Genomic DNA, 21,934 nt, shown 5'->3' on the forward strand with positions numbered 1-21,934 from the left:
ATGCGGTTAATTCATACTTTTCGCAACGTATTTTTCCTTTTCCTGCTTTCCTTTTTAGGCGTTTTTGCTACCGTTTCCGGCCAGGCTCAAACGCTTACTTACGGCAACGAATGGATAAATTACGGGCAGCAATATTATAAGATAAAGGTAGTTAAGAACGGCATGCACCGGCTTACTTACAACGACCTGACTGCTGCCGGGATCACCAACGTGAACCCCGAAAAATTTCAGATCTTCCGCCGGGGCCGGGAAGTGGCTATTTATGTAAACGGCCAGGCCGACCAGACGCTGAACGCTGGCGATTACATCGATTTTTACGGGCAACGCAATGACGGCAAGCTGGATTCATCTTTTTTCCGGAATAAAGCCCACATCGTAAACCCATACTACAGCTTCTACACCGATACCGCCGCTTATTACCTTACCTGGGGAACAGCAAACGGCAAGCGTATGCAGGAGAGAACTTCGCAACCAGGCAGCTTAACGCCGGAACCGCGCCACTATGCCGAAGCCCTGCGCCTGCGGGCTGATGAGTATTTTACCGGTTATCAGAATGTAGATGTTCGAAGCCCGTTCGGCGAAGTATCGGAAGGTTTTGCTACTTCTCCTTTTGGTTCGAAGGTATATTTACCATATAAAGGGTCCAGGAAGGATACTATTAAAGCCGTTTTAAACTATGAAACCACCGGCCGCAAACCGATGGTGGAAATGGCTATCGTGAATGCTTATTTTTATGCCGATGGCATAAAGGTTTTTGTAAAACCACCAAATGGCCCGGAAAGGTTGCTGACCAATGCCGCCACCGGAGCAGCTGGGGTGGTTACCATCCCAGCTTTTCATTTCCGCCGGCATAAACTGCAACTGGAAAATACCGACATTCATCCCAACGGCACCATTTATCTGCGGACAGCGGTAACGGATTCTACCAATGCCTCTGCTGCCATGTTTGCCCGAATAGCTTATATAAAGCTGACCTATGCCAAAACGAACAACCTCAACAACAAGGCGGCTTTTATTCAAACCGATTCAGTTAAAACCGATCCTTCCTATTTCATTTTCGACAATGCACCGGCCAATGCCGTAGCTTATGATTTTACCGATCCTTACAACGTGGTGCGTACCCAGGGTATTGCTTCAGGTACTGGTAATCAGATCGGTTTTGTTTTTGACCCCTTACCTAAGCCCCGCCGGATTCTGATTGCCAACAGCCAGGCGCCTTATACGCCTCCGTCCTTTAAAAACGCGAATTTCGCTCCGGTAACGGTTTCCAACAACTATGATTACATAATTATTACCCACCCTTTATTGCGGAAGCCTGTTGCAGGAACGCAAATCGTAGACCCGGCGGCTGATTATGCTGCTTACCGGGCTTCGGCGCAGGGCGGTAGCTATAATCCGTTGGTTGTAAATATCGACCAATTGTATGACCAATATCATTACGGTGAAAAATCGTCGTTAGCAATCCGGAATTTCATGAACTGGATGGTTGCCAACAGCCAGCCTAAATATTTATTGCTCTTAGGAAAAGCGCTTGGCCTGGTAGAAGGATCGCCTTCGGGTGATTGGAGAAACCGGCCGGAATATTACCGTACCTCTGGCCTTGGCGCCGATCTGGTTCCAACCTTCGGAAGCCCGGGCTCGGATGTTTTGCTTACTGCCGACTGGCAGAATAACTCGCTTGCCCCTAAAGTAGCTACCGGCCGGATCCCGGCCCAAACACCGGAAGATGTAATTGCCTACCTGGATAAAGTAAAGAGCCACGAAGCTTTAGGCCTGGAAGAATGGCGGAAGAATATTCTGCATCTGGGCGGCGGAAAAGGCGCTTCTGAAATTAAGCAGTTCAGCAATTACCTGAATACCTATAAGAATGTGGCCGAAGGTCCGCTATTGGGCGCAAAAGTTAAATCGATCCTCCGGACCACCGGTTCGCCGCCTGTTGAGAATATTAACGTAAGGAACGAGCTTAACGCAGGCCTTTCGCTTATAACGTTTTTTGGCCACAGCGCTTCTGCTACTTCCGATATTGACATTGGTTTAGTTTCCGACCCGATAAACCGGTACAGTAACCAGGGTAAGTACCCGATGATCCTGATGAATGGGTGTTTTGCCGGGGATGCTTTCCAGGTAAAGAATTCAGTTACCAAGAACTTCTCCTTTGGGGAGAACTGGATCTTAACGCCGGATAAAGGCGCTATCCTGTTCCTTGCATCTTCAAATTTTTCTTTACCTTCTAACCTGAACCGGTTTTCCAGCAATTTTTACAGCACTGCTTTTGCCGATCCGAACTTTTATGGTAAAGGAATTGGCGATATTCAGAAAGAAGTAATTAAACGCGCTTACCCTGCCGGAGACCCTAACCGGCCGAGTGAATACTTTAATATGACGCTGGTAACGGAAATGGTGCTGCAGGGCGATCCAGCAATCAGGTTGTTTTCTCCGGAGAAACCGGACTACACCTTCCAGGCCAAAGGTGTGCAGCTAAGGTCTAATCCGCCGGGCTCGGTGGTTACGGCAAACAATGAAAAATTCGACGTGGTTATTGCGGTTAAGAACCTGGGTAAAGCAACCGAAGATTCGATCAATATTGCCGTAAAACGGACCTTGCCGAATGGCGATGTGATCCAGTACCCGGTCGTGAAGTACCCTCCGGTTTACAATGATTCGGTTTATTATTTTGCGATAAATTCGAAAGGGGTAGATGGCTTTGGCGATAATATTTTTGAAGTAACGCTGGATTCCGATAATAAGATAGATGAGTATAACGAAACCAACAATATCCAAACGTTAACTACTTATTTATCCATGAACGGAATAGCTGCTTTGCTGCCGGTGGAATACAGCATTGTTTCTACGCCAACCGTAGACCTGGTAGGCCAGCCTACCAACCTGATGACGGCTGCCCGGGATTATTATTTTGAGCTCGATACGGTACCAACTTTTAACAGCCCGTTCCGGAAGTTTGCGGTAGTGCAGAAAGCGGGTTCCACCCCGATCTGGAATACGACCTTATTGCCCAATACCAGCCCCGATGACAGCCTGGTATATTACTGGCGTTTCCGGTTCAATACTTTTTTACCGCAGGAAGATACCATTTGGGCAGAAAGTTCTTTCCGGTACATCCCGAACAGTCCGAGCGGCTGGTCGCAGAGCCACTACGGCCAGTTTACCAAAGCCCGGAAGCAGAACGTAGACCAGAACCCGACCACGCACACCTGGGAATACAAACCTGTTTACAAGGAACTGCAATTGCGGACCATTGGCGGAACCGGGGTGTTTTCGTACCCGCCTTATGGTCTGTATGTAGATAACAGCGCTGCCTTTAATAATTGCTACGGAGGCGTAGCGCCACGCTTTATGGTTGCCGTTTTCGATAACCGGAGTTTGGAGCAATATACCGGCTATCCGCGCAACCGGTGCGGCCAGGACCCGCCGAAAGCCTTTTATACTTTTACAGTAAGTAATGTCAATTTGCAGGATACCCTGGCCAAGTTTATTCAAAAGGTGCCCGATGGTTTTTATGTAGCGCTTTTGTCTTACGGCAACGTGCCCTTTTCTACCATGAATAACAGCTTGAAGCAGGCCATTAAGAACCAGCTTGGCTCCAGAATGATCGATACCATGAAGACCGGTTATCCGTTTGGAATAGTTGCTCAGAAAGGGGCTACAGCAGGAACTTTGCTACAGGAAATGAGCTATGACCGCAACCTGCCGAACCCGAAAGGACAATCGATCAGCTTTACACAGGTTATTCAGGGGAATTTACCGGAAGGAGAAATTACTTCTACTAAAATTGGGCCGGCCGTGCAGTGGAACACGCTTTTCCATACCATTACCAGAACGGGCAGCGACCAGTACACCCTGAACCTGTATGGCTACGATACCAACAATACCAGACAATTACTTATGCCGGATGTCAAAAGCAGGGCGCAAAGCCTTTCTACTATTGATGCGAAGCAATACCCGTATCTGCAGCTTGAACTGATCAAAACCGATACGCTGGGGCATACCCCGCCACAACTTAAGGAATGGTCGGTGCTGTACCAGGGCGTGCCGGAAGGAATTATGCGTCCGGAGCTGGTAGGTCTGGAGAAATATGACGTAACGAAACAGGCAGCCGGGGGGACGGTGAACCTGCGGTTTGCTTTCCATAATATTTCCACGAACGATTTTGCCGATTCGCTGACGGTAGTAAGGAGAGTAATTGCTTCCAAGCCAGGTTCGAAAGAACTTCAGGACACGATCAGGATCAAAAAACTGGTTGCCAACGATATGGCTTTCTTCGATTATAAGTTTGCCACCAGCGGCATGGAAGGGAACAATATTGTCCGGATCGAGGTGAACCCGCAAATTTTGCCGGAGCAATATTACTTCAACAACATTATGGAGCTGCCGTTTACCGTTGGCAAAAGCGACCTGCACCCGGTACTGGATGTGGCTTTTGATGGGGTAAGAATTATGGACGGGGATATTGTTTCGCCGCGGCCGCGCATCAGCATTAACCTGAAAGATGAAGACCGGCAGAATTTTATTTCCGACCCGAACAATCTGCAGGTATTTATCCGGAAGCCGGGCGAAAACCTGGACCAGCCGCTGGATAATTTCCCGGAATTGATCGAGATGGTGCAAAGGCCTGATGCCGCTGACCCGGCGCGCGATAAAAGGGACTATACCGTGCAGTATAACCTGAAAGGATTGGCGGACGGAAAGTATAAATTAACGGTGCAGGGCAAAGACAATTCCGGAAACGAAGCCGGGGTTACGCCTTACATCATTAACTTCGAAGTGGTGAATGAATCTTCGATCACGCATTTCTACCCGTACCCGAACCCGTTCACGAGCAATACCCGCTTTGTGTTCACGCTTACCGGCGATCCGGATAATATGCCGAAAAACCTGAAAGTGCAGATCCTGACCATTACCGGTAAGGTGGTGCGCGAAATTCAGAAGGAAGAACTGGGCTTGATACGGGTAGGAAATAATATGAGCGCACCTTGGGACGGTACCGATGAGTTCGGCGATAAACTGGCCAATGGCGTTTACCTGTACCGGGTGGTGATGGATAAACCTCCTATCGAGGATATGAAACACCGCCGCACTTCCGCCGATAAAGCCTTTACCAAGGATTATGGTAAGCTTTATATTTTGCGGTAAACGATATTCGCATGATCGTAAAAGTAAAAGGGAAGCTGAATTTTCGGCTTCCCTTTTTTTATGCCGTTGACTGAAGTCAACGGCAATGGATAGTTATTCTGTTCTGATAACCATTCTCCTTGGGCTGTGTCGCACAGGCCAAAGCACTGCAGCTATAGTTACCTTCATAGCTTCAGATATTCTGCAGTAGCCTATTTTGAGGCTGTCGCCTCACTGAAGTTGAAAACTTCAGATTATTATTAGGTCTAAGTTCCCGCTTCGCTCAAACCTGAACCAGCAACTTTGAGATTGAAATAGCCTGCTACTGAAATGAATATTTATTTCGATTCCGGAGGCTTTGAAATAGAATTTTACTCAGCTGCCTGTAAAGTTACAAATGCGTAATCATACGGGTTCTTTTCGTCGGCTTGGTGTTCCTGGCGGTCGGTTTCTACCCATAAAAGCGGATCGATCTCGGGGAAAATAGTATCGCCTTCGAATTCGTGGTGCACTTCGGTGAGGTAAATGGTATCGGCCAGGAATAGGGCTTGTTTGTAAATTTCGGCTCCGCCAATTACAAAAATGTCGGAATCGAGTTGCTGGGCCAGCATCAGGGCATCGCTGAAAGAATGAGCTACCAGGCAACCTTCAGCTTTAAAATCCTGCTGTCGCGTTACAATGATGTTTGTGCGGTTGGGCAGCGGTTTGCCGATGGATTCGTAGGTTTTGCGACCCATGATGATCGGGTGACTGGTGGTCAGGTTTTTAAAATGCTTCAGGTCGGCGGGCAGGTGCCAGATAAGCTGATTGTTTTTGCCGATCACGTTGTTTTCGGCCATGGCTACTATTAAGGCTATCATGCGGTTTGGGCGTTTTTAAAGGTGTAACCACGAAGCAATTCCGGCACGCTCATGCGCTTTTTCCCTTCCATTTGCAGGTCCGTAATGTTCAGGATGCTGTTTGCGGTTTGTACGTGAATGAAGTTTTTGCCATCGGTAATTACCTGGCCGGGTTCGGCTTTTCCGGTAGATTCCGATACCATTTCAGTTTTGAAGATCTTGAACGTTTTATCGTCGAAAATGGTCCAGGCGGTAGGGTAGGGTGAAAGGCCGCGCACGAAATTGTGAATGGTTTGGGCGGGCTGGAGCCAGTTTATCTGACAGGTTTCCTTGAAGATTTTCGGCGCTTCTTTCAGGTCCTCGGAATGTTGTTGCGGCTGTGAAGGCACGTTGCCGGCCTCGATGGCCTGTACCGTTCTTAAGGCAAGCTCAGCTCCGGCATGTTTCATTTTTTCGTAGAGCGTTCCGAAGTCATCTTCCGGCAGAATGGCTACTTTGTCCTGGAAAATGATGTCGCCGGTATCGATCTGGTGTTTGAGGAAAAAGCTGGTTACGCCGGTTTCAGTTTCCCCGTTCATGATGGCCCAGTTTATAGGTGCAGCGCCGCGGTATTGGGGCAACAGCGAAGCATGAATGTTAAAGGAACCCATCGGCGGCATATTCCAGACGGCTTCGGGCAACATGCGGAAGGCCACTATTATTTGCAGGTCGGCCCCGTAGCTTTTCAGTTCTTCCAGGAAGGCTTCAGATTTTAAATTGGTAGGCTGCAGCACTGGAATGTTCTGGGAAACGGCGTACTGCTTCACCGGCGATTCCTGCAGTTTCAGGCCGCGGCCGGCAGGCTTATCGGGCGCGGTAATTACAGCAACCACATTCTGGTCGTTTTCTACCAGGGTTTGTAAGGTGGGAACTGCAAAATCGGGCGTTCCCATGAATATGATGCGGAGAGGTTTGGTCATAGTTTAATAAGACAAAAGATTTAAGACAAAAGACTTAAGATTTTTTTCGGGCCGAGGCTTTGCTTTGGCAGTTATTCTCTTAAGCCTTTATTGTTCTTTCTATTCAAAATTAGGATAGAGCAGGTACTTTTTGCGCATTGTTTTATAGCGTTCCAGATCTGGTTGCCAGGTTTTTCTAATTTCTGCTTCGGTTAAGCCGGCTTCAATTTGTTTGCGCAAAGCTTCTGTTCCGGATAATTTGGTTAGAAAGCTGTTGAAGAATTTATCCTGCTGGCGCGAGTTGCGGTAAAAATCGATCAGGTAGCTTACCGTAAATTTTGGAGCTTCGATTTTACTCAGGTCTTTGCCGTAGCAGCGCGTGTTTAAATGCGGAGGATTGGTGGCGCCGGGAACTGACTTAGGAACAAATGCATAGGTGGTGTCTTTGTAAAAAGGGCTGCCGAGTTGCTGGAAAGGTTTATCGGTGCCGCGGCCTACGCTTACGTTCGTGCCTTCAAACAAACCCAGCGAAGGGTACAAGCGGACGGATTGTTGATTCGGTAAATTCGGAGAAGGTTTTACGGGCAGGGTGTAAGTAGTTTTGTGGGTGTAGTTTTTAACCGGTACCACTTCCAGGTTGCATTGTTTGCCGCCGGCCAGCCATTTCTCGCCGTTCAGCATGTGGGCCAGTTCGGCAACGGTTAGGCCGTGCACCACCGGAATGGGGTGCATGCCCACGAAGGAAGTGTTTTTCAGGTCCAGTACCGGGCCGTCTACGTAATCGCCGTTCGGGTTTGGGCGGTCTAAAACCAGTACTTGTTTGTTGTTTTCGGCGGCGGCTTCCATTACGTAATGCAGGGTGCTGATGTAGGTGTAGAAGCGCACGCCTACGTCCTGAATATCGAAAAGGATGATTTCTACATCGGCAATCTGCTCCGGTGTGGGTTTCTTGTTTTTGCCGTAAAGCGACACCAGCGGCAGGCCGGTTTTGCTGTCGGTTTCGTTTTTGATGTGGGCGCCGGCATCGGCTTCGCCGCGGAAACCGTGCTCCGGCGCAAATATTTTTACGATCCGGATCTTATGGGCCAGTAAGCTGTCTACCAGGTGGGTTTTCCCGATAAGTGAGGTTTGGTTTACGACCAGCGCTATTTTTTTGCCCCGAAGTAAATTCAGATAGCGTTCGGTTTGTTCAGCTCCGGTTTTTAGGGCGTTTTCCGTATCGTTTGGAGCTGTTTCAGTTACCGGCTGATTTGTGGTTTGGGCGGGTTTTCCGGTTTCAACCCGTGCCGTTTCCGGTTGGTTGACGGCCGGGCGCTGGCAGGAAGGCAGGCTGAAAAGTAAGAAAGAAAGCGAAACTAAAAGCGGTTGAAACATGGCTCTGAACGGAGAAATCGAAATTGATAGTTATCTTGCGGGAAATTAGCGCACGTGAACGTTTCCCGGTACATATCCAAAAAAATAACCGCTTCCGCTTCGGAGTCGTTTACTTCTTCGGTTACAAAAATAGCAATTATCAGCATAGCCATTGGCCTGGCCATCATGATTGTTTCTTTTGCCATTCTGGAAGGTTTCCGGAACGAGATCCAATCGAAGATCTTCAGCTTTGGCGCGCACCTGCAAATTACCAAATACGATACCAATAATTCGCTCGAAGGCCTGCCCATCGGTCCAAATATCGGCTTCAGTACCCGCCACAATGCATTCCCGGAAATCAAGAACATTCAGCCATTCGCTCGCAAAACAGCTATTGTAAAAACAGAAGACGAAGTTTTGGGCGTGGTACTGAAAGGCATAGACCGGCAATACGACCTTACGGCCATGCAGCATAACCTGGTGGCCGGCCGGCTGCTGCACTTTTCCGATTCCGGGGCTTCAGACGAAATAATGGTCAGTAAAAAGATTGCGGACCAGTTGCGCTTAGACGTAGGGGAGGAGGCCTTGTTCTTTTTCGTGCAGAACCCACCCCGCGTGCGGAAACTTAAGATCGCGGGCATTTATAAAACCGGCCTCGATGAGTTCGACAACATTTACGTGATTGCCGATATTCAGCACATCCGCGACCTGAACGACTGGAACGATACCCTGGTTGGCGGCTACGAGATCATTCTGAAGGATTTCCGGCAGATAGACCGGGTGGCCGACAAGGTGTTCCACAAAATGAGTTACGACCTGCAGCTGCAGAAAATTACCGACGAATACGCCCAGCTTTTCGACTGGCTGAAACTGCTGAAACGGAACGTGGTGATCTTCCTGGTGCTTATCGTTTTTGTGGCTACTTTCAATATGGTTTCCACGGTGTTTATCATGATCATGGAACGCACGCACATGATCGGGGTGCTGAAGGCGCTGGGGGCTACCAATTACCAGATCCGTAAAGTGTTTTTCTACAACGGCGCCAAACTTACCCTGAAGGGTCTGCTGTGGGGAAACCTGATAGGTTTGGGTTTTTGTGCCATGCAATACTTTTTGAAAATCATTCCGCTCGACCCCGAAAACTATTACATGGACACCGTACCGATCCACTGGAACTTCGGGGTAATTGCCTTGCTGAACCTGGCCGTTTTCCTGTTGACCTTGCTTTCTATTCTGCTGCCAACGGCGCTGGTATCGCGGATTAATCCGGTGAAGGCAATCCGGTTCGACTAAATTCAGAAATGTTCTTAAAGAAAACGCTACCTTTTTCATGAAAAAAGGTAGCGTTTTCTTTTAAAGGTAGTTTTACACGATCTGTTCTTTTTCAAATTCTTCTTTCACCTGTTCCTGCATGTTGTAAAACACTTCCCAGTAATCGGAGTGGTGCGCCCAAACTCTAACCAGGAGCTTAACTTCGGTGGCCGACATTTCGGCTATTACTACTTTGGGCGGCGGGTCTTTTAAAATGCGGGTATCGCGGGCGGCAATGCGGAAGAGCACTTCTTTGGCTTTGTTTACATTATTGGTCGCGGCAATGGTGAACTTCATATCTACCCGCCGGTTTTCTTCCACGTCATGGTTTATAATAGTGCTGGATGCCAGCGGGCCGTTCGGGATGAAAATGGTTTTGTTGTCGCCGGTTTTTATGACGGTATTGAAAATATTGATCAGATGCACTTTCCCGCTCTGGCCCTGCACTTCAATAAAATCGCCTACCCGGAAAGGCCGGAGCGTGAGCAGTAAAACCCCGCCGGCAAAATTGCTCAGGCTGCCCTGCAAAGCCAGACCAATGGCAATACCGGCTGAACCCAGAATGGCCAGGAAAGAAGTGGCCTCGATACCGATCTGGGAAATAACGACAATAATAAGCAGAATGCGGAGGGAGATGTTGGCAATGTTGTGCAGGAAAGGAATAAGCGATGGGTCTACGCCGCGCTTTTCCATGAGACGGAACAGAAAGTTAGTAATGCGTTTAATGAGCCAGAGCCCTACTACCAGAATAAGTAAGGCAACCAGAATTTTCATGCCGTAAAGCACAACGTAATTGGTAATGGTGCGGGAAATCCTGCTGAAATCGATCATTCTAAAATTTGTTTATTCAGGTTTGGCTATACTTACTTTCAGAGCAGAAAGATATACTGTTTTTAATAAACTCAGGTTAAGTGTCGGCTTTGTAAGATCAGGTTCGGGTTGGGGCAGATTGCGGCAAATATTTCTTTTTCCGAAGGTTTGCAAACACCCGCGTAATCACCGGAAAGCCCCTGCAGATCGGCCATTACCTGGAAATGCAGGTGTGGCGGCCAGTCGCCGTTTTCCGGGTACGGACCGAATTCAGCAATTTTTTCGCTTTTCGCAATAACCTTTCCTGTTTCTAAATTTTGAAGGGATGCCCGGTTCAGGTGGCCGTAAAGCGTATAGAACGAAATGCCATCCAGTTGGTGCTGCAGAATAATGGTAGGTCCGTAATCGCCGAAATTGGCATTGTCCTGGAAGCTGTGCACTACGGCGGGCAGCGGAGAAAATACGGTAGTACCAGCCGGCGCCCAGATATCAATTCCCAGATGCAGGCTTCGGGCTTCGGAGAGTTCGTTGAACAAGCCGCTACGCCGGTAAATTACCCGGTGCTCCAGGTAGCCGCCTACGCCCACTTCGGCAGCTTTTTCGCGGAGCATCCGGTTCACTACTTCGGTAAAAGTCTGGGTGTTTTGAAGGTTCTCCAACGTAAGCAGCGGGTTGGCGGCGGAAAAATCCAGCCGGGTTACGTTGGCTGCATTCAGGTCGAGGCTGGTAACCGGGCCCATTTCGGACATGTGTTTTTTCAGCAGCAGGGTAAGATCCGCTGCCGGAATATTATCAGGGGAAAGGTTCATGCAAATAGAACTGGCTATTAAAAAGCCTTTCAATTTAAAATAGAAAAGCGGAAACTCGTGAATCGGTACGAAAAAAGTAAAATGTAAAGCAATTCTTCCCGAAAACAAGCAGAAAAATGTAACTTCGCGCCTTGAAAACCGACGCATTCCGCCTGCCGGAAATACTGTAATTATTTTATGAGTAGTCCATACCTGAATTTAAAAGTAGTAGCTATTACCCAGGAAACGCCCGATGCCATTACGTTGCATTTCGAGCATCCGGAAAAACAGAATATTCCTTACAAATCCGGCCAGTTCTTAACCCTGATCTCCGACATTAACGGTAAAAGCGTGCGCCGGGCTTATTCCCTGTGCAGCGCTCCGCACGAAGGCCACCGCCTGTCGGTAACGGTAAAGAGGGTAGAAGGCGGACTGATGTCTAATTTCCTGCCCGATAACGTGAAAGTGGGCGATACCATGCAGGTAATGGCCCCGATCGGGAATTTCTGCCTCGAGCCTCAGCCCAATGCTACCCGTACCGTGGTTTTACTTGGCGGCGGCAGCGGCATTACGCCTCTAATGAGCATTGCCAAAACGGTACTTACAAACGAGAAAGACTCGAAAGTGCTGTTGCTTTACGGAAACCGGGACGAGGATTGCACCATTTTCAAGCAGGAATTCGACAGAATGGAAGCCGAAGCCGGCGGACGCCTGAAAGTGGAGCACATTTTCAATCATCCGAAGGCGGCCAATTACCCTACTTCGCACATTGGTCACCTCGATAAAGCCAAGATCGTTTCGTTGCTGCAAACTTCCGGTGTAACCAATTTCGCCGATACTGAATATTATATCTGTGGACCGGAACCGATGATGGACGGCGCCCGCGAAGCGTTGACCCAGCTCAGAGTTCCCGGCGATAAAGTGCACAAAGAAAGCTTTGTGGCCAGCACCGCCCAGCCGGTAGATACCGAAGGCGTACTGAACACCGGCGAAGATACCGATGGCACGATCAAAACCCAGACCGTGACCATTATTTACGAAGGCAAAGAATACCAGGTAACCGTTGAGCCAAACCAAACCATTCTGGAAGCCGGCCTTGATCAGGATATCGATCTGCCTTATTCCTGCCAAGCCGGTTTATGCACCGCCTGCCGCGGCAAATGCCTGAGCGGTAAAGTGCACATGGACGAACGCGAAGGCCTTTCGGACAAAGAAATGCAGGAAGGCTACGTGCTGAATTGCGTTGGCCATCCGCTTACCAGCGACGTGGTGATCGAGATCGGGTAATTGTTAATTGCTAATTGTTAATTGCTAATTGATTTTTTTTAGTACGGTGCCGGGTGGATTCATCCGGCACTTTTTTTTGCCTTCTGCAAAGTTGGGGTTCCTTTAAATTTATGAATTGAAGGTTGAAGTTTAAAAGTTATGTAAAGTAGAGTGTTGTATCTGAGCGCTGCCCATGACCTATGGTATTTGCCCATCTTTAAGTAGTGGAAATTTAAGTAGGGGGGGGAACTATTAGATATCACGTACACCTCGGCCTGTCCCCCGACAGGCCGGACTATCGCCGCTCCCTTCAGGTAGCCCACTAGGTATTTTACCTTTATTAGCCGCTTTATGGAAGCTTATGCACAATACTCATGGCTGCAGTGCTTCCGGACAGTCGGGATACAGGTCAGGATAGAAGGTTCAGGTTGAATAATTATGTAAAATAAAATCCGTTGAAGTTCCGGATTTAGTGGGAGAAAGGGTAGTGTTCCGATTCTATTAAACAAGGACGGGCATCATTGGATTTAGGATTATTCTTTTCTATCTTGGCCGCCCGCAATAACAATCAGGTTATTTAAAACCTTAACCTGAAAATTGAGTTTAACCGTAACCTACTACATTTCTTCACCCCGAAAACATTAGCCATGAATACTGCCGAACGAACTGTAACGGAAATAAGTAAAAATCCCCGCCGTTACCTGCCCGAAACCTTTAAAGTTACCGACTGGAATACCATTGAGCCTTATTTTATCGAGCTCCGAGATCGCAACATTACCTCTGCCGAAGAACTGGAAAACTGGTTGCTTGACCGGAGCGAACTGGAAAGCGTGCTGCAGGAAGATATGGGCTGGCGCTACATTAAAATGACGTGCGACACCCAGAACGAAGACGCGACCGCGGCGTTCCAGTTTTTTGTAGAAGAAATAGACCCGAAGATTGCCCCTTACGACCACGAGCTGAACCAGAAGCTGATGGCCTCGCCGTATGTGGCCAACCTGGACCAGGAAAGATACCGCATTTATTTGCGTTCGGTGAAAAAAGCCCTGGAAATTTTCCGCGAAGAAAACATTCCGCTCAACACCGAGATCAGCACGAAGCAGCAGCAGTTTGCCGCCATTTCCGGCGCCATGACCGTTACCCTGGATGGCGAGGAAATGACCCTGCAACGCGCCGCCGATCGCCTGAAAAACCCGGACCGGGCCATCCGCGAAACCGCCTGGCGTACGATCCAGGAACGACGGAGCCAGGATTGGGAAAAGCTCGACCAGCTCTATTCCGAACTGATTACCCTGCGCCATAAAGTAGCCACCAACGCCGGTTTTGCCAACTTCCGCGACTACATGTTTGCCGCCCTTGGCCGCTTCGATTATACCCCGCAAGACACCTTCGATTTCCAGGATTCCATTGCCCAAGTAGTTACCCCGATCATCAGCGGTTTCGACCGGGAACGCAAAGCGGAATTGGGTTTAGCCGAATTGCGCCCCTGGGACCTGGACGTAGACCCAAGCAACAAACCGCCGCTTACGCCTTTCAAAAATGGTAGCGAATTGCTTGAAAAAAGCATTGAATGCTTCTACCGCCTCGATCCGTTTTTGGGCGATTGCCTGGTAACCATGAAAAATATGGGCCACCTGGATCTGGAAAGCCGCAAAGGCAAAGCGCCGGGCGGTTATAATTACCCTTTGGATGAAGTTGGCGTACCGTTCATTTTTATGAATGCCACTTCTTCGCTTCGCGATGTGGTAACCATGCTGCACGAAGGCGGCCACGCGGTCCATTCTTTCCTGACCCGGAATTTAGCGTTAGGCGCTTTCAAACACCCGCCTTCCGAAGTAGCCGAACTGGCCTCCATGAGCATGGAATTGCTGACTCTTGATTACTGGGATATTTTCTTCCCGGATGCCGATGAACGGAAACGTGCTATAAAAACGCACCTGGAAGGCGTACTGGAAACGTTCCCTTGGGTTGCCACCATCGATAAATTTCAGCACTGGGTTTACGAAAATCCGGAGCATACTTTAGCGCAACGCCACGAAAAATGGGTAGAACTGTTCGATGAATTCAACCAGAAAGAAGTAAGCTGGGCCGGACTGGAACAGTTTAAAACCTACGCCTGGCAGAAGCAATTGCATTTATACGAAGTGCCTTTTTATTACATCGAATACGCCATGGCGCAGTTAGGCGCTGTTGCCGTCTGGAAGAAGTTCAAAGAAAACCCAACCGAAGGTTTGCAAGGTTATAAAAATGCCCTGGCATTAGGTTATACCAAATCCATTTCCGAGATCTACGAAGCCGCCGGCATCCGTTTCGATTTTTCTACCGAGTATATTAAGAGCCTGGCTGATTTTGTGAAGGGGGAGATGGGAAGGCTTTAATCAGGATTTTCAGGATTAAAGGATTTTCAGGACTTTAGTTTTATTTCTGAAAGTCTTGAAAGGATAAAATAAGAAGCAAATTTCTTCATAATTTTTAAATAGGTTAAAGTAGCTAAGAGATTGGTATTAGCTACTTTAACCTATTTTTATTTTGAGCGTTGAATTGTTTAGACATTTTCAGCGGTATGGTAAATGATGATCTAACTTACAAGATTATTGGCTGTGCCCTGCAGGTTCATAAGAAACTCGGGAACGGTTTTCAGGAAGTGATCTATCAGCGTTGCCTGGCAATTGAGATGGAAGGCGCCGGGTTGGATTTTGAACGGGAAAAAGAGCATCCCATTTATTATAATAGCATTCAGGTTGGTACCAGAAGGGCCGATTTTATTGTGGAAGCGAAAATTATGGTTGAGTTAAAAGCCCTGATAAAACTGGAAGATATTCATTTGGCACAAGCAAAAAATTACCTGGTTGCTTACAACCTGCCTCTTGGCCTTTTAATCAATTTCGGCAGCAATTCCCTGCAATTTCACCGGATTTATAAGTAAAAATTCAGGTTTGTTCCAGAAACGAAAAAGGCTGACCCACAAGCCGAGCCAACCCTTTTTTTTCGAATACCAGCTGAGGAATTTTATGCATTCAATTCTCAAAGCTAATCCTTTGCCTTCGAAATACTTTCTTCTAAATTAATATAAAGTAAAGTCCTGAAAATCCTTAAATCCTGAAAATCCTGATTCTACATTACCGGCTGCTCCACAAACATCGGCACCGGTTTTAGATCGCTGTAAGGCGGGCCTAATTTCTGGATCTGGGGCTGGTAATCTTTCAGGTATTGGTTGAAATGTTTAGCAGCTTTGTCGTAATAGGCGCGAAGAATAGGAACGCGGGAATCGTCTTCCTGAATCTGATTTACCAGACTGGCGGCTACCGTATCGCGTTCGGCCAGGTTGGTATTTTGAACGAGCTCATTGGTAGCATCCATAATTTTGATCTGCAGCGAATCATAGGCATCTACGGCGGCTACGTTGGCGAGGCCCTGACGGTCGTAGCGTTGCTGTTTCATGCTGTCGCGGGCGGAGATTACTTTCGTGAGTGCGGCTTTGTCGTAGTTTTTATCGCGGCCGATTCTGGCGAGCAGCGTTTGCAGGTTGTCAATTTTCTGGTCATCGGACGCGATCATTTCGTTCCAGGTGCGGTCCATTTCGCGGCTCAGACTATCGAGGTCGGCTTTTACCTGGGCATCGGTTTTTTTTGCAATTACCCTCTCTTTTTTGACTTCAGTGGTTTTGGTTTTGTCGGTTTTACAGGAGTAAATGCCGGCTAAGGCTGCAATAGAAAATATTACCAGTATTCTTTTCATAAATGGGTTTTCAGTTGGAATTGATGTAACGAAAAAGCGCTTCAATTTAGTTAAAATTGAAGCGCTTTTGTTTTATATACTCTAGTTTTTTCCTGACCCAGAAAATTGGTCTCGGTTAAATCAGCTTACACTATAGTCCTGAAAATCCATGAATCCCGAAAATCCTGATTCTGAATTAAACCGGCTTGAACTGCTCGAACATCTGCCGGCAATTATTGCAATAGTGCATGGAGCGGCAAAGGGTAGGACCAAATGGCGTTCTTAACTCGGTATTATCGCTGTCGCAATACGGGCATTTTACGTGCTCCAGAATATCGAGGTCCAGAATCAGGTTGTATTCCGGGGGAGGAGCGAGGCCGAATTTCTTCAGTGCTTCGCGGCCTTTGGCTGTCACTTTGTTGCTGTCCCAGGGCTTGTCGAAACTCATGCGCACCTCGAAATCCTGCACACCGTATTTGGCAAGAACTTCCTCTACGTTGCGCTTCATGTAATCCATGGCGGGGCAGCCGGCAAAAGTCGGGGTCATTTCAACCTTTACTTTTTCGCCGTTTTCGGCTACCGTTACATCCGTAATTACGCCCAAGTCGATCAGCGACAGCACCGGAATCTCCGGGTCTTTCACTTCTTCAAGCCAGGTAAGTACTTGTTCTTTGGTCAACATGAGTTCGATTGTTTGATTGTTCGATATTCGATTGTTCGACTTTTTTCAGTTTCAAATTGTCGAATAATCGAACAATCGAAAAGTCGAACAATCGAGCTTACCATTCTGCCGTTGGGTCGATGCTGAACACTTCGGCCATTTCGTCGAGAAGCGGCTGCAGGTGTTCGGTGTGTTCGCCGTAGCGACCGCCGAATTTTGGGGTGATCGTGTTTAGGTCAGGCAACTCCAGGTGGGTTTGGGAAAGCACTTTTTTGATGTTTTCCAGCCACTGGGTTTGCAGCTTTTCTTCCCCTTCAAAAATACCTTCGGCTATTAATTCATTGTCGAATTTCGATTTTTCGAAAATGCCTAAGGCGTATGGCAGGGCTTCATTTAAAGAGTTCTGCAGACGCTCGATCGCTTCGTCAGTGGAGGAACCGAGTTGCTTGATCATGGTGTTGGCGTGCAGTACATGGTATTTTACTTCGCCCTTCAGCTTGGTAGCCACTTTGGCAATCGGTTCGTAGCTTGACCGGGTCAGCATGTCGAAACGAAGAATTTCGGCGTTGTCGAACAGGAAGTGCCGGATCAGGCTGAAGTCGTATTCGCCGATTGGTAATTCAACTAATTGACAGTTGTGAAACTGGTTGGCGTTCCGGGTAAAAGCAACCGTGTCCGGTTCCGCTTCGCCAAGTTCGTGCAGAATTTTGTAGAACGCGAGGCTGTGGCCAAGTTTATCCTGGGCCATGGAAGAGAATGCAATGTCTTCTTCCAGCATCGGGCCGAAACCGGTCCATTCGGAGTTGCGGTGACCGAGAATTAACTGGTCGTCGGCGATCTTGTAAAGGAGGTCTTTTAAGGCTTCGGTGTTCATTACGCTACAGGGTTTTCTTCTTTATACTTGGTGATCTTGTCCAGCACGCGGTAAGCAGTAGCTTCGCGGTATTCTTTCTCTTTGGTGGTGCTCCAGATGTCCTTGTCTTCTTCTTCCGAACGGAACATATCGGCAGCTTTTATTACCCACACGTTCACGCAAGGCTTCTTATCGCCGAACTGGCTTTTAGCTTCCGCCAATGCGTCTTCGTAGGAAGTTGCCGAAACAGTGCCCATGTGCTGGTGCGCTTTGCCGCGTTTTTTCAAGTGGAAGATCTCGTAATTCTCAGCAGTTTTTCCTACGTTTTCGGTAACGTTTTCCGGCTGAATCCGGATCACATCGTAAACCGAAACGGCTTCGTCGGTATAAGGCGTAACCATTACGTTTTTGGTTTCGGTAACCCACATACCAGTGCAGGCATAGCGGCGGCTGTATTGCTCTTTGCCGAACAGGAATGCTACTTCTTCGTTCGCGGCATGCACCGGACCAACGTAGGTATAAGCAGCGTTCTCCTTTTTCTGATGAAAAACTTCGTAGGTGATCAGTTGGTCGAGCTCTGGCTTAGGCGTAGGCTCGGTCGGGTTTTCCGGCAATTCCAGACGCGTTACCCGAGGATCTAATGATTTTAAACTCATTTTCTTTTTAGTTATGAGTTAAGAGTTAAAAGTTATGAGTTGCTTTTTCCTCTTAATTTGATACCTTTTTTTTAGCTCTTCCGGATTTTCAAATCCGGAAGTTTTCCTGTACAGGGATGTATACATCCCCATCAGAAGAGTTCGGGATTTATAAATCCCGAACAGCGGATTTTTATGAATGATGAGTTTTAAGCCTGAATTCAATACCATTTCCACAGCATCAACTCATAACTATAAACTCATAACTTCGCTTACGCGAGCGGCTTAATATATTTTGCTTCCTTCTTAGGAGCCAGTAACGCGCGGCGTACCCAGGCGCCTTTTTCTTCGGCGGTCCGGCGAACGGCTAAACGCTCTTTGTTGCAAGGGCCGTTGCCGTTAATCACTTCCTTGAATTCAACCCAATCCGGCTCGGTGTATTCCCATACTCCATCGGCATTTTTGTGCAGTTTCGGATCCGGAACGGTCAGGCCTAATTCCCAGATCTTCGGTACGTACATGTCCAGGAACTGCTGACGGCATTCGTCGTTGGTAGCCATTTTTACTTTCCAACGCACCAGGGTTTCGGTGTGCGTACTCATTTTATCGGATGGTCCGAAGAAGGTCATGATCGGTGGCCACCAGCGGTTGAGGGCCGCCTGGATCATTTCACGCTGCTTCGGCGAACCGGTTGCCATGTGTACAACGGCGTCGTGGCCGTATTTCAGGTGGAAGGCTTCTTCGGCGCAGATCCGGTCTAAGGCGCGGCAGTACGGGCCGTAAGAACCTTTGGCGTTGGCCATCTGGTTTACGATCGCACCGGCATCGATGAGCCAGGAAATAATGTTGGAATCTGCCCAGGTAACAGCCGGGTAGTTGAAGACGTTGGAGTATTTACTTTTGCCGTTGATCAGGTCGGTCAGCATGGCTTCGCGGCTTTTACCCAGCGTTTCGGCTGCCGAATAAAGTAACTGGCCATGGCCCACTTCGTCCTGCACTTTCGCCATCTGCGCCATCTTCCGGCGGAAACCAGGGGCACGGGTGATCCAGGTACCTTCCGGCAAGGCGCCGATGATCTCGGAATGCGCGTGCTGCTCGATCATGCGGATCAATTGCTTGCGGTATAATTCCGGCATCCAGTCGTTTGGTTCGATCTTTTCGCCGCGCGCAATGCGGGCTTCAAATTCGGCAAGCTTTACCGGGTCTTCGGTAGCCAGGTCGTCGAATTTGGTGGCTTCAAAAATATTTCCTCCTCCGTACATGCTTTTTCTAGTTAAGAGTTATGAGTTAAAAGTTATGTTTAGTTTTGATGAATCTGCTTCAATTGATCCCCGGTTTCTGAAAAGGTAATTTCAAAATTCCCCTCCTCTGAGGGGTTAGGGGTGGGGTCTCTTTTTTTGCCCGAAACGATACCATTTAGCAGCATATTGCTAAGCGTTTCGCTGATCTGTTCCGGGGTAAGTTTGCCTTCGGGTTTGTACCAGGTATGCACAAAGTTCAGGCTGGAAAGCAGCATTAATGTCGCCATTTTTTCGTCGCGTACGGTAAACTCCCCGCTGGTATTTCCTTCTTTTATAATTTGCCGGAAATGGTTTTCGTAATCGTAGCGGAGTTTCTGGAAGTCCGTTAAAAAAGGCTCGCTTAAATGCTTCCATTCGTTCTGGAAAACGGCCGAAGCTGCGGGTTGTTTAGTTAGCACTGTTAAGTGACTTTTGATTGCCGCCCTGAGTTTTTCAGTTGAATTCGCTATCGTTTTTTCAGCGCGATCCAGCCCTTCGAAAAACTCATTGGCCATCCGGAAACAGATGCGCTGCAGAATTTCTTCCTTGCTTTTAATATGCGAATACAAACTGGCCGCTTCCAGGCCCATGGCCGTAGCCAGGTCCCGCATGGATGTGGCGGCATAACCCCGGCTTTTAAACAAAGCCGTGGCAGTTTGTTCGATCTGGTCTTTGCGGGAAAGATTGTTCATATAATAAAGACAAATATAAACAACCTAACGTTCGTTAGCAAGGATTGGTTGAAGAAATTATTGGTAGTTGTTATAGGAGTTGGAATAGGTGTATTAGAAAGTTAAACCGAAACCAAATTTGGCCGGTCGGGAAAATAAATCGGGATGTTGCTTTAAATGAAGATTTAACCGGGTTAATCGACTTCTTCAGGAAGTAAAACAAAGTTAAAGGGACAAGGGAGATAATTGCTTAATTTAAAAATAATCTGAAACTTAGGAAGTTTAAATCAGTATTCGTAATTTTGTATCATTCTAAAAAGCAATAAATTTTTATGAAAAAATTATACGTATTAGCGGGTGCTTTATTGGCATCTACCAGTGTTTTTGCTCAGGGAACGGATCTTTTCTTCTCTGCTTACAGCGAGGGTGCGCATCCAAACGGGTCAGTTCCTCCCAATGGCACCACGCCATCTCAGGGAAGTGAACGCGCCCTGCAGATCTTTAACCCGACCACAGCTATAATCGATATGGGCCAATATTCTGTGGCCCGTTATTCCAATGGTTCTTCAACTGTTTTCCAGGAAGAGCAAACCAAACGGAATTTTGCAAATGGTGTTCCTGCTCCCAACGCACCTAATACTTTAACCTCTGGCGATGTTTTCGTAATTGGCGCTTTTAAGGCTACTTTACCTGAAATCCTGAATAACGCAGATCAGATTTCCTCTGATTACAATTCAACCAACCCTACCGTTCTTACAACGGGCGGCCCGGTAACTTTCGATGGCAATGATGCCATGGTACTGCGCCGTTGGACTGGCGGTGTTGCCGGCCAGGGAACTCCAGTTATTGTAGATATTTTTGGTGTAATTGGTCATGACCCAGGACCAATCGGTTGGCTTAGCAATGTAACAGTAGGTGGCACTACCCAAACGGTTAAAAGTACCAATCAGTCGCTGAAGCGGAAAGGTATTATCGAAAACGGTACTAAAACCAACCCGAATTCTGCTACCTATGAGATCGGAGACGAGTGGGAAACCGTTTCTGCCTGGAACTCTGGTACTACTCCGGCCGATTACTTTGGTCAGAGCTACGCCAATCTGGTAAGCCACTCCGGTGATTTCACCGGTAATTACGGCAGCTACGCGCCGCTGGGCGTACTGGAAGACTTCGACAAAGGAATCAATGTATATCCTAACCCGGCTTCCAGAAGCAAAGAAGTAACTATTGAAATTAAGAAGTCCAAAGTTGCTTCTGTTACTATTATTAATGCATTAGGCCAGAACATTAACGTAACGCCAACCAATGCTGCCCAGCAGGAAATTAAGGTAAACGTTTCTTCTTTGAAGCCAGGTATGTACTTTGTAAAGTTCGTTAGCGCGGACGATTATAAAATGACGGTTTATAAAACTTTGATCGTTCAGTAACTACCTGTTCAGGTTAAAAGAAAAAGGAGAGAAGGTAATTCTCTCCTTTTTTTTGCCTTATTTTGTTCAATTATTACCTGGCTCTTTTAAGGGCAATCATTTTATTCGTTCGGTTGTGAAAGGCCCGGGAGTTTGGGGCAGCACAGGACGAAATTAAGATTATGGTTGTGAGAAGGAAAAGGTAGAGCTGCTTTTTCATAGCTTTAAAATTAAAAGGTGCATATAGGTAATACGTTGTTAAGACGAGTTTGAAAAGTA

General features: G+C 47.6%; 17 protein-coding genes. 6 read left to right on the top strand and 11 right to left on the bottom strand.

Annotation, left to right across the window (positions count from 1 at the left end):
• Nucleotides 1–5,151: a putative type IX secretion system sortase PorU2 gene (gene porU2, locus F0P94_RS11565; protein WP_150904056.1), complete on the top strand. Its 5,151-nt coding sequence runs from the start codon at nt 1–3 to the stop codon at nt 5,149–5,151.
• A gap of 350 nt (nt 5,152–5,501) precedes the next feature.
• Here the strand turns inward: porU2 and F0P94_RS11570 are convergent, their stop codons facing one another.
• From F0P94_RS11570 to F0P94_RS11580, 3 genes are all read right to left on the bottom strand, one after another.
• Nucleotides 5,502–5,990, bottom strand: a complete 489-nt coding sequence (locus F0P94_RS11570; RefSeq protein ID WP_150904057.1) for a dihydrofolate reductase — start codon at nt 5,988–5,990, stop codon at nt 5,502–5,504.
• A complete protein-coding gene (fmt, locus tag F0P94_RS11575) occupies nt 5,987–6,928 on the bottom strand; it encodes a methionyl-tRNA formyltransferase (protein ID WP_191907025.1) in 942 nt (313 codons plus the stop codon). The genes F0P94_RS11570 and fmt overlap by 4 nt, the downstream gene beginning before the upstream one ends.
• A 99-nt stretch (nt 6,929–7,027) precedes the next feature.
• Nucleotides 7,028–8,281: an exo-beta-N-acetylmuramidase NamZ family protein gene (locus tag F0P94_RS11580; RefSeq protein ID WP_150904058.1), complete on the bottom strand. Its 1,254-nt coding sequence runs from the start codon at nt 8,279–8,281 to the stop codon at nt 7,028–7,030.
• A gap of 54 nt (nt 8,282–8,335) precedes the next feature.
• Between F0P94_RS11580 and F0P94_RS11585 the strand changes: the two genes are divergently transcribed.
• Nucleotides 8,336–9,553: an ABC transporter permease gene (locus F0P94_RS11585; protein ID WP_150904059.1), complete on the top strand. Its 1,218-nt coding sequence runs from the start codon at nt 8,336–8,338 to the stop codon at nt 9,551–9,553.
• Between the two features lie 72 nt (nt 9,554–9,625).
• Here the strand turns inward: F0P94_RS11585 and F0P94_RS11590 are convergent, their stop codons facing one another.
• Nucleotides 9,626–10,402 carry a mechanosensitive ion channel family protein gene (locus tag F0P94_RS11590; RefSeq protein WP_150904060.1) on the bottom strand — a complete coding sequence of 259 codons (777 nt, stop codon included), beginning with the start codon at nt 10,400–10,402 and terminating at the stop codon, nt 9,626–9,628.
• 71 nt (nt 10,403–10,473) lie between these two features.
• Nucleotides 10,474–11,190, bottom strand: a complete 717-nt coding sequence (locus F0P94_RS11595) for a peptidoglycan DD-metalloendopeptidase family protein (RefSeq protein WP_225307195.1) — start codon at nt 11,188–11,190, stop codon at nt 10,474–10,476.
• Between the two features lie 177 nt (nt 11,191–11,367).
• Between F0P94_RS11595 and F0P94_RS11600 the strand changes: the two genes are divergently transcribed.
• The 3 genes from F0P94_RS11600 (at nt 11,368) to F0P94_RS11610 (ending at nt 15,361) form a co-directional block, all read left to right on the top strand.
• Entirely contained in the window at nt 11,368–12,456 is a 1,089-nt protein-coding gene (locus F0P94_RS11600) for a ferredoxin--NADP reductase (protein WP_150904061.1), read from the top strand.
• Nucleotides 12,457–13,082: 626 nt separating this feature from the next.
• Nucleotides 13,083–14,813, top strand: a complete 1,731-nt coding sequence (locus F0P94_RS11605) for a M3 family oligoendopeptidase (protein WP_150904062.1) — start codon at nt 13,083–13,085, stop codon at nt 14,811–14,813.
• A gap of 185 nt (nt 14,814–14,998) precedes the next feature.
• Nucleotides 14,999–15,361, top strand: coding sequence for a GxxExxY protein (locus F0P94_RS11610; RefSeq protein ID WP_150904063.1), 363 nt, complete (start codon nt 14,999–15,001; stop codon nt 15,359–15,361).
• Nucleotides 15,362–15,549: 188 nt separating this feature from the next.
• On the opposite strand, the gene F0P94_RS11615 is transcribed toward F0P94_RS11610, so the two are convergent.
• From F0P94_RS11615 to F0P94_RS11640, 6 genes are all read right to left on the bottom strand, one after another.
• Nucleotides 15,550–16,173 carry a hypothetical protein gene (locus F0P94_RS11615; protein ID WP_150904064.1) on the bottom strand — a complete coding sequence of 208 codons (624 nt, stop codon included), beginning with the start codon at nt 16,171–16,173 and terminating at the stop codon, nt 15,550–15,552.
• A gap of 175 nt (nt 16,174–16,348) precedes the next feature.
• Complete coding sequence (gene paaD, locus F0P94_RS11620; protein ID WP_150904065.1) at nt 16,349–16,834, bottom strand: 1,2-phenylacetyl-CoA epoxidase subunit PaaD; 486 nt, start codon at nt 16,832–16,834, stop codon at nt 16,349–16,351.
• A 97-nt stretch (nt 16,835–16,931) separates the two neighbouring features.
• A complete protein-coding gene (paaC, locus tag F0P94_RS11625; RefSeq protein WP_150904066.1) occupies nt 16,932–17,687 on the bottom strand; it encodes a 1,2-phenylacetyl-CoA epoxidase subunit PaaC in 756 nt (251 codons plus the stop codon).
• Entirely contained in the window at nt 17,687–18,322 is a 636-nt protein-coding gene (locus F0P94_RS11630) for a phenylacetic acid degradation b (protein WP_150904067.1), read from the bottom strand. Before F0P94_RS11630 ends, paaC begins: the two co-directional genes overlap by 1 nt.
• 251 nt (nt 18,323–18,573) lie before the next feature.
• Nucleotides 18,574–19,563 carry a 1,2-phenylacetyl-CoA epoxidase subunit PaaA gene (gene paaA / locus F0P94_RS11635; protein ID WP_191907026.1) on the bottom strand — a complete coding sequence of 330 codons (990 nt, stop codon included), beginning with the start codon at nt 19,561–19,563 and terminating at the stop codon, nt 18,574–18,576.
• A gap of 38 nt (nt 19,564–19,601) precedes the next feature.
• On the bottom strand, nt 19,602–20,273 hold the full coding sequence (locus tag F0P94_RS11640; RefSeq protein ID WP_150904068.1) for a TetR/AcrR family transcriptional regulator: 672 nt from the start codon (nt 20,271–20,273) through the stop codon (nt 19,602–19,604).
• A gap of 311 nt (nt 20,274–20,584) precedes the next feature.
• Here F0P94_RS11640 and F0P94_RS11645 point away from each other — a divergent pair, with 311 nt between their 5' ends.
• A complete protein-coding gene (locus F0P94_RS11645; protein WP_150904069.1) occupies nt 20,585–21,676 on the top strand; it encodes a T9SS type A sorting domain-containing protein in 1,092 nt (363 codons plus the stop codon).
• Nucleotides 21,677–21,934: the final 258 nt, after the last annotated feature.

Origin of the sequence: Adhaeribacter soli, from assembly GCF_008727925.1 — a bacterium.
Taxonomy (GTDB): domain Bacteria; phylum Bacteroidota; class Bacteroidia; order Cytophagales; family Hymenobacteraceae; genus Adhaeribacter_A; species Adhaeribacter_A soli.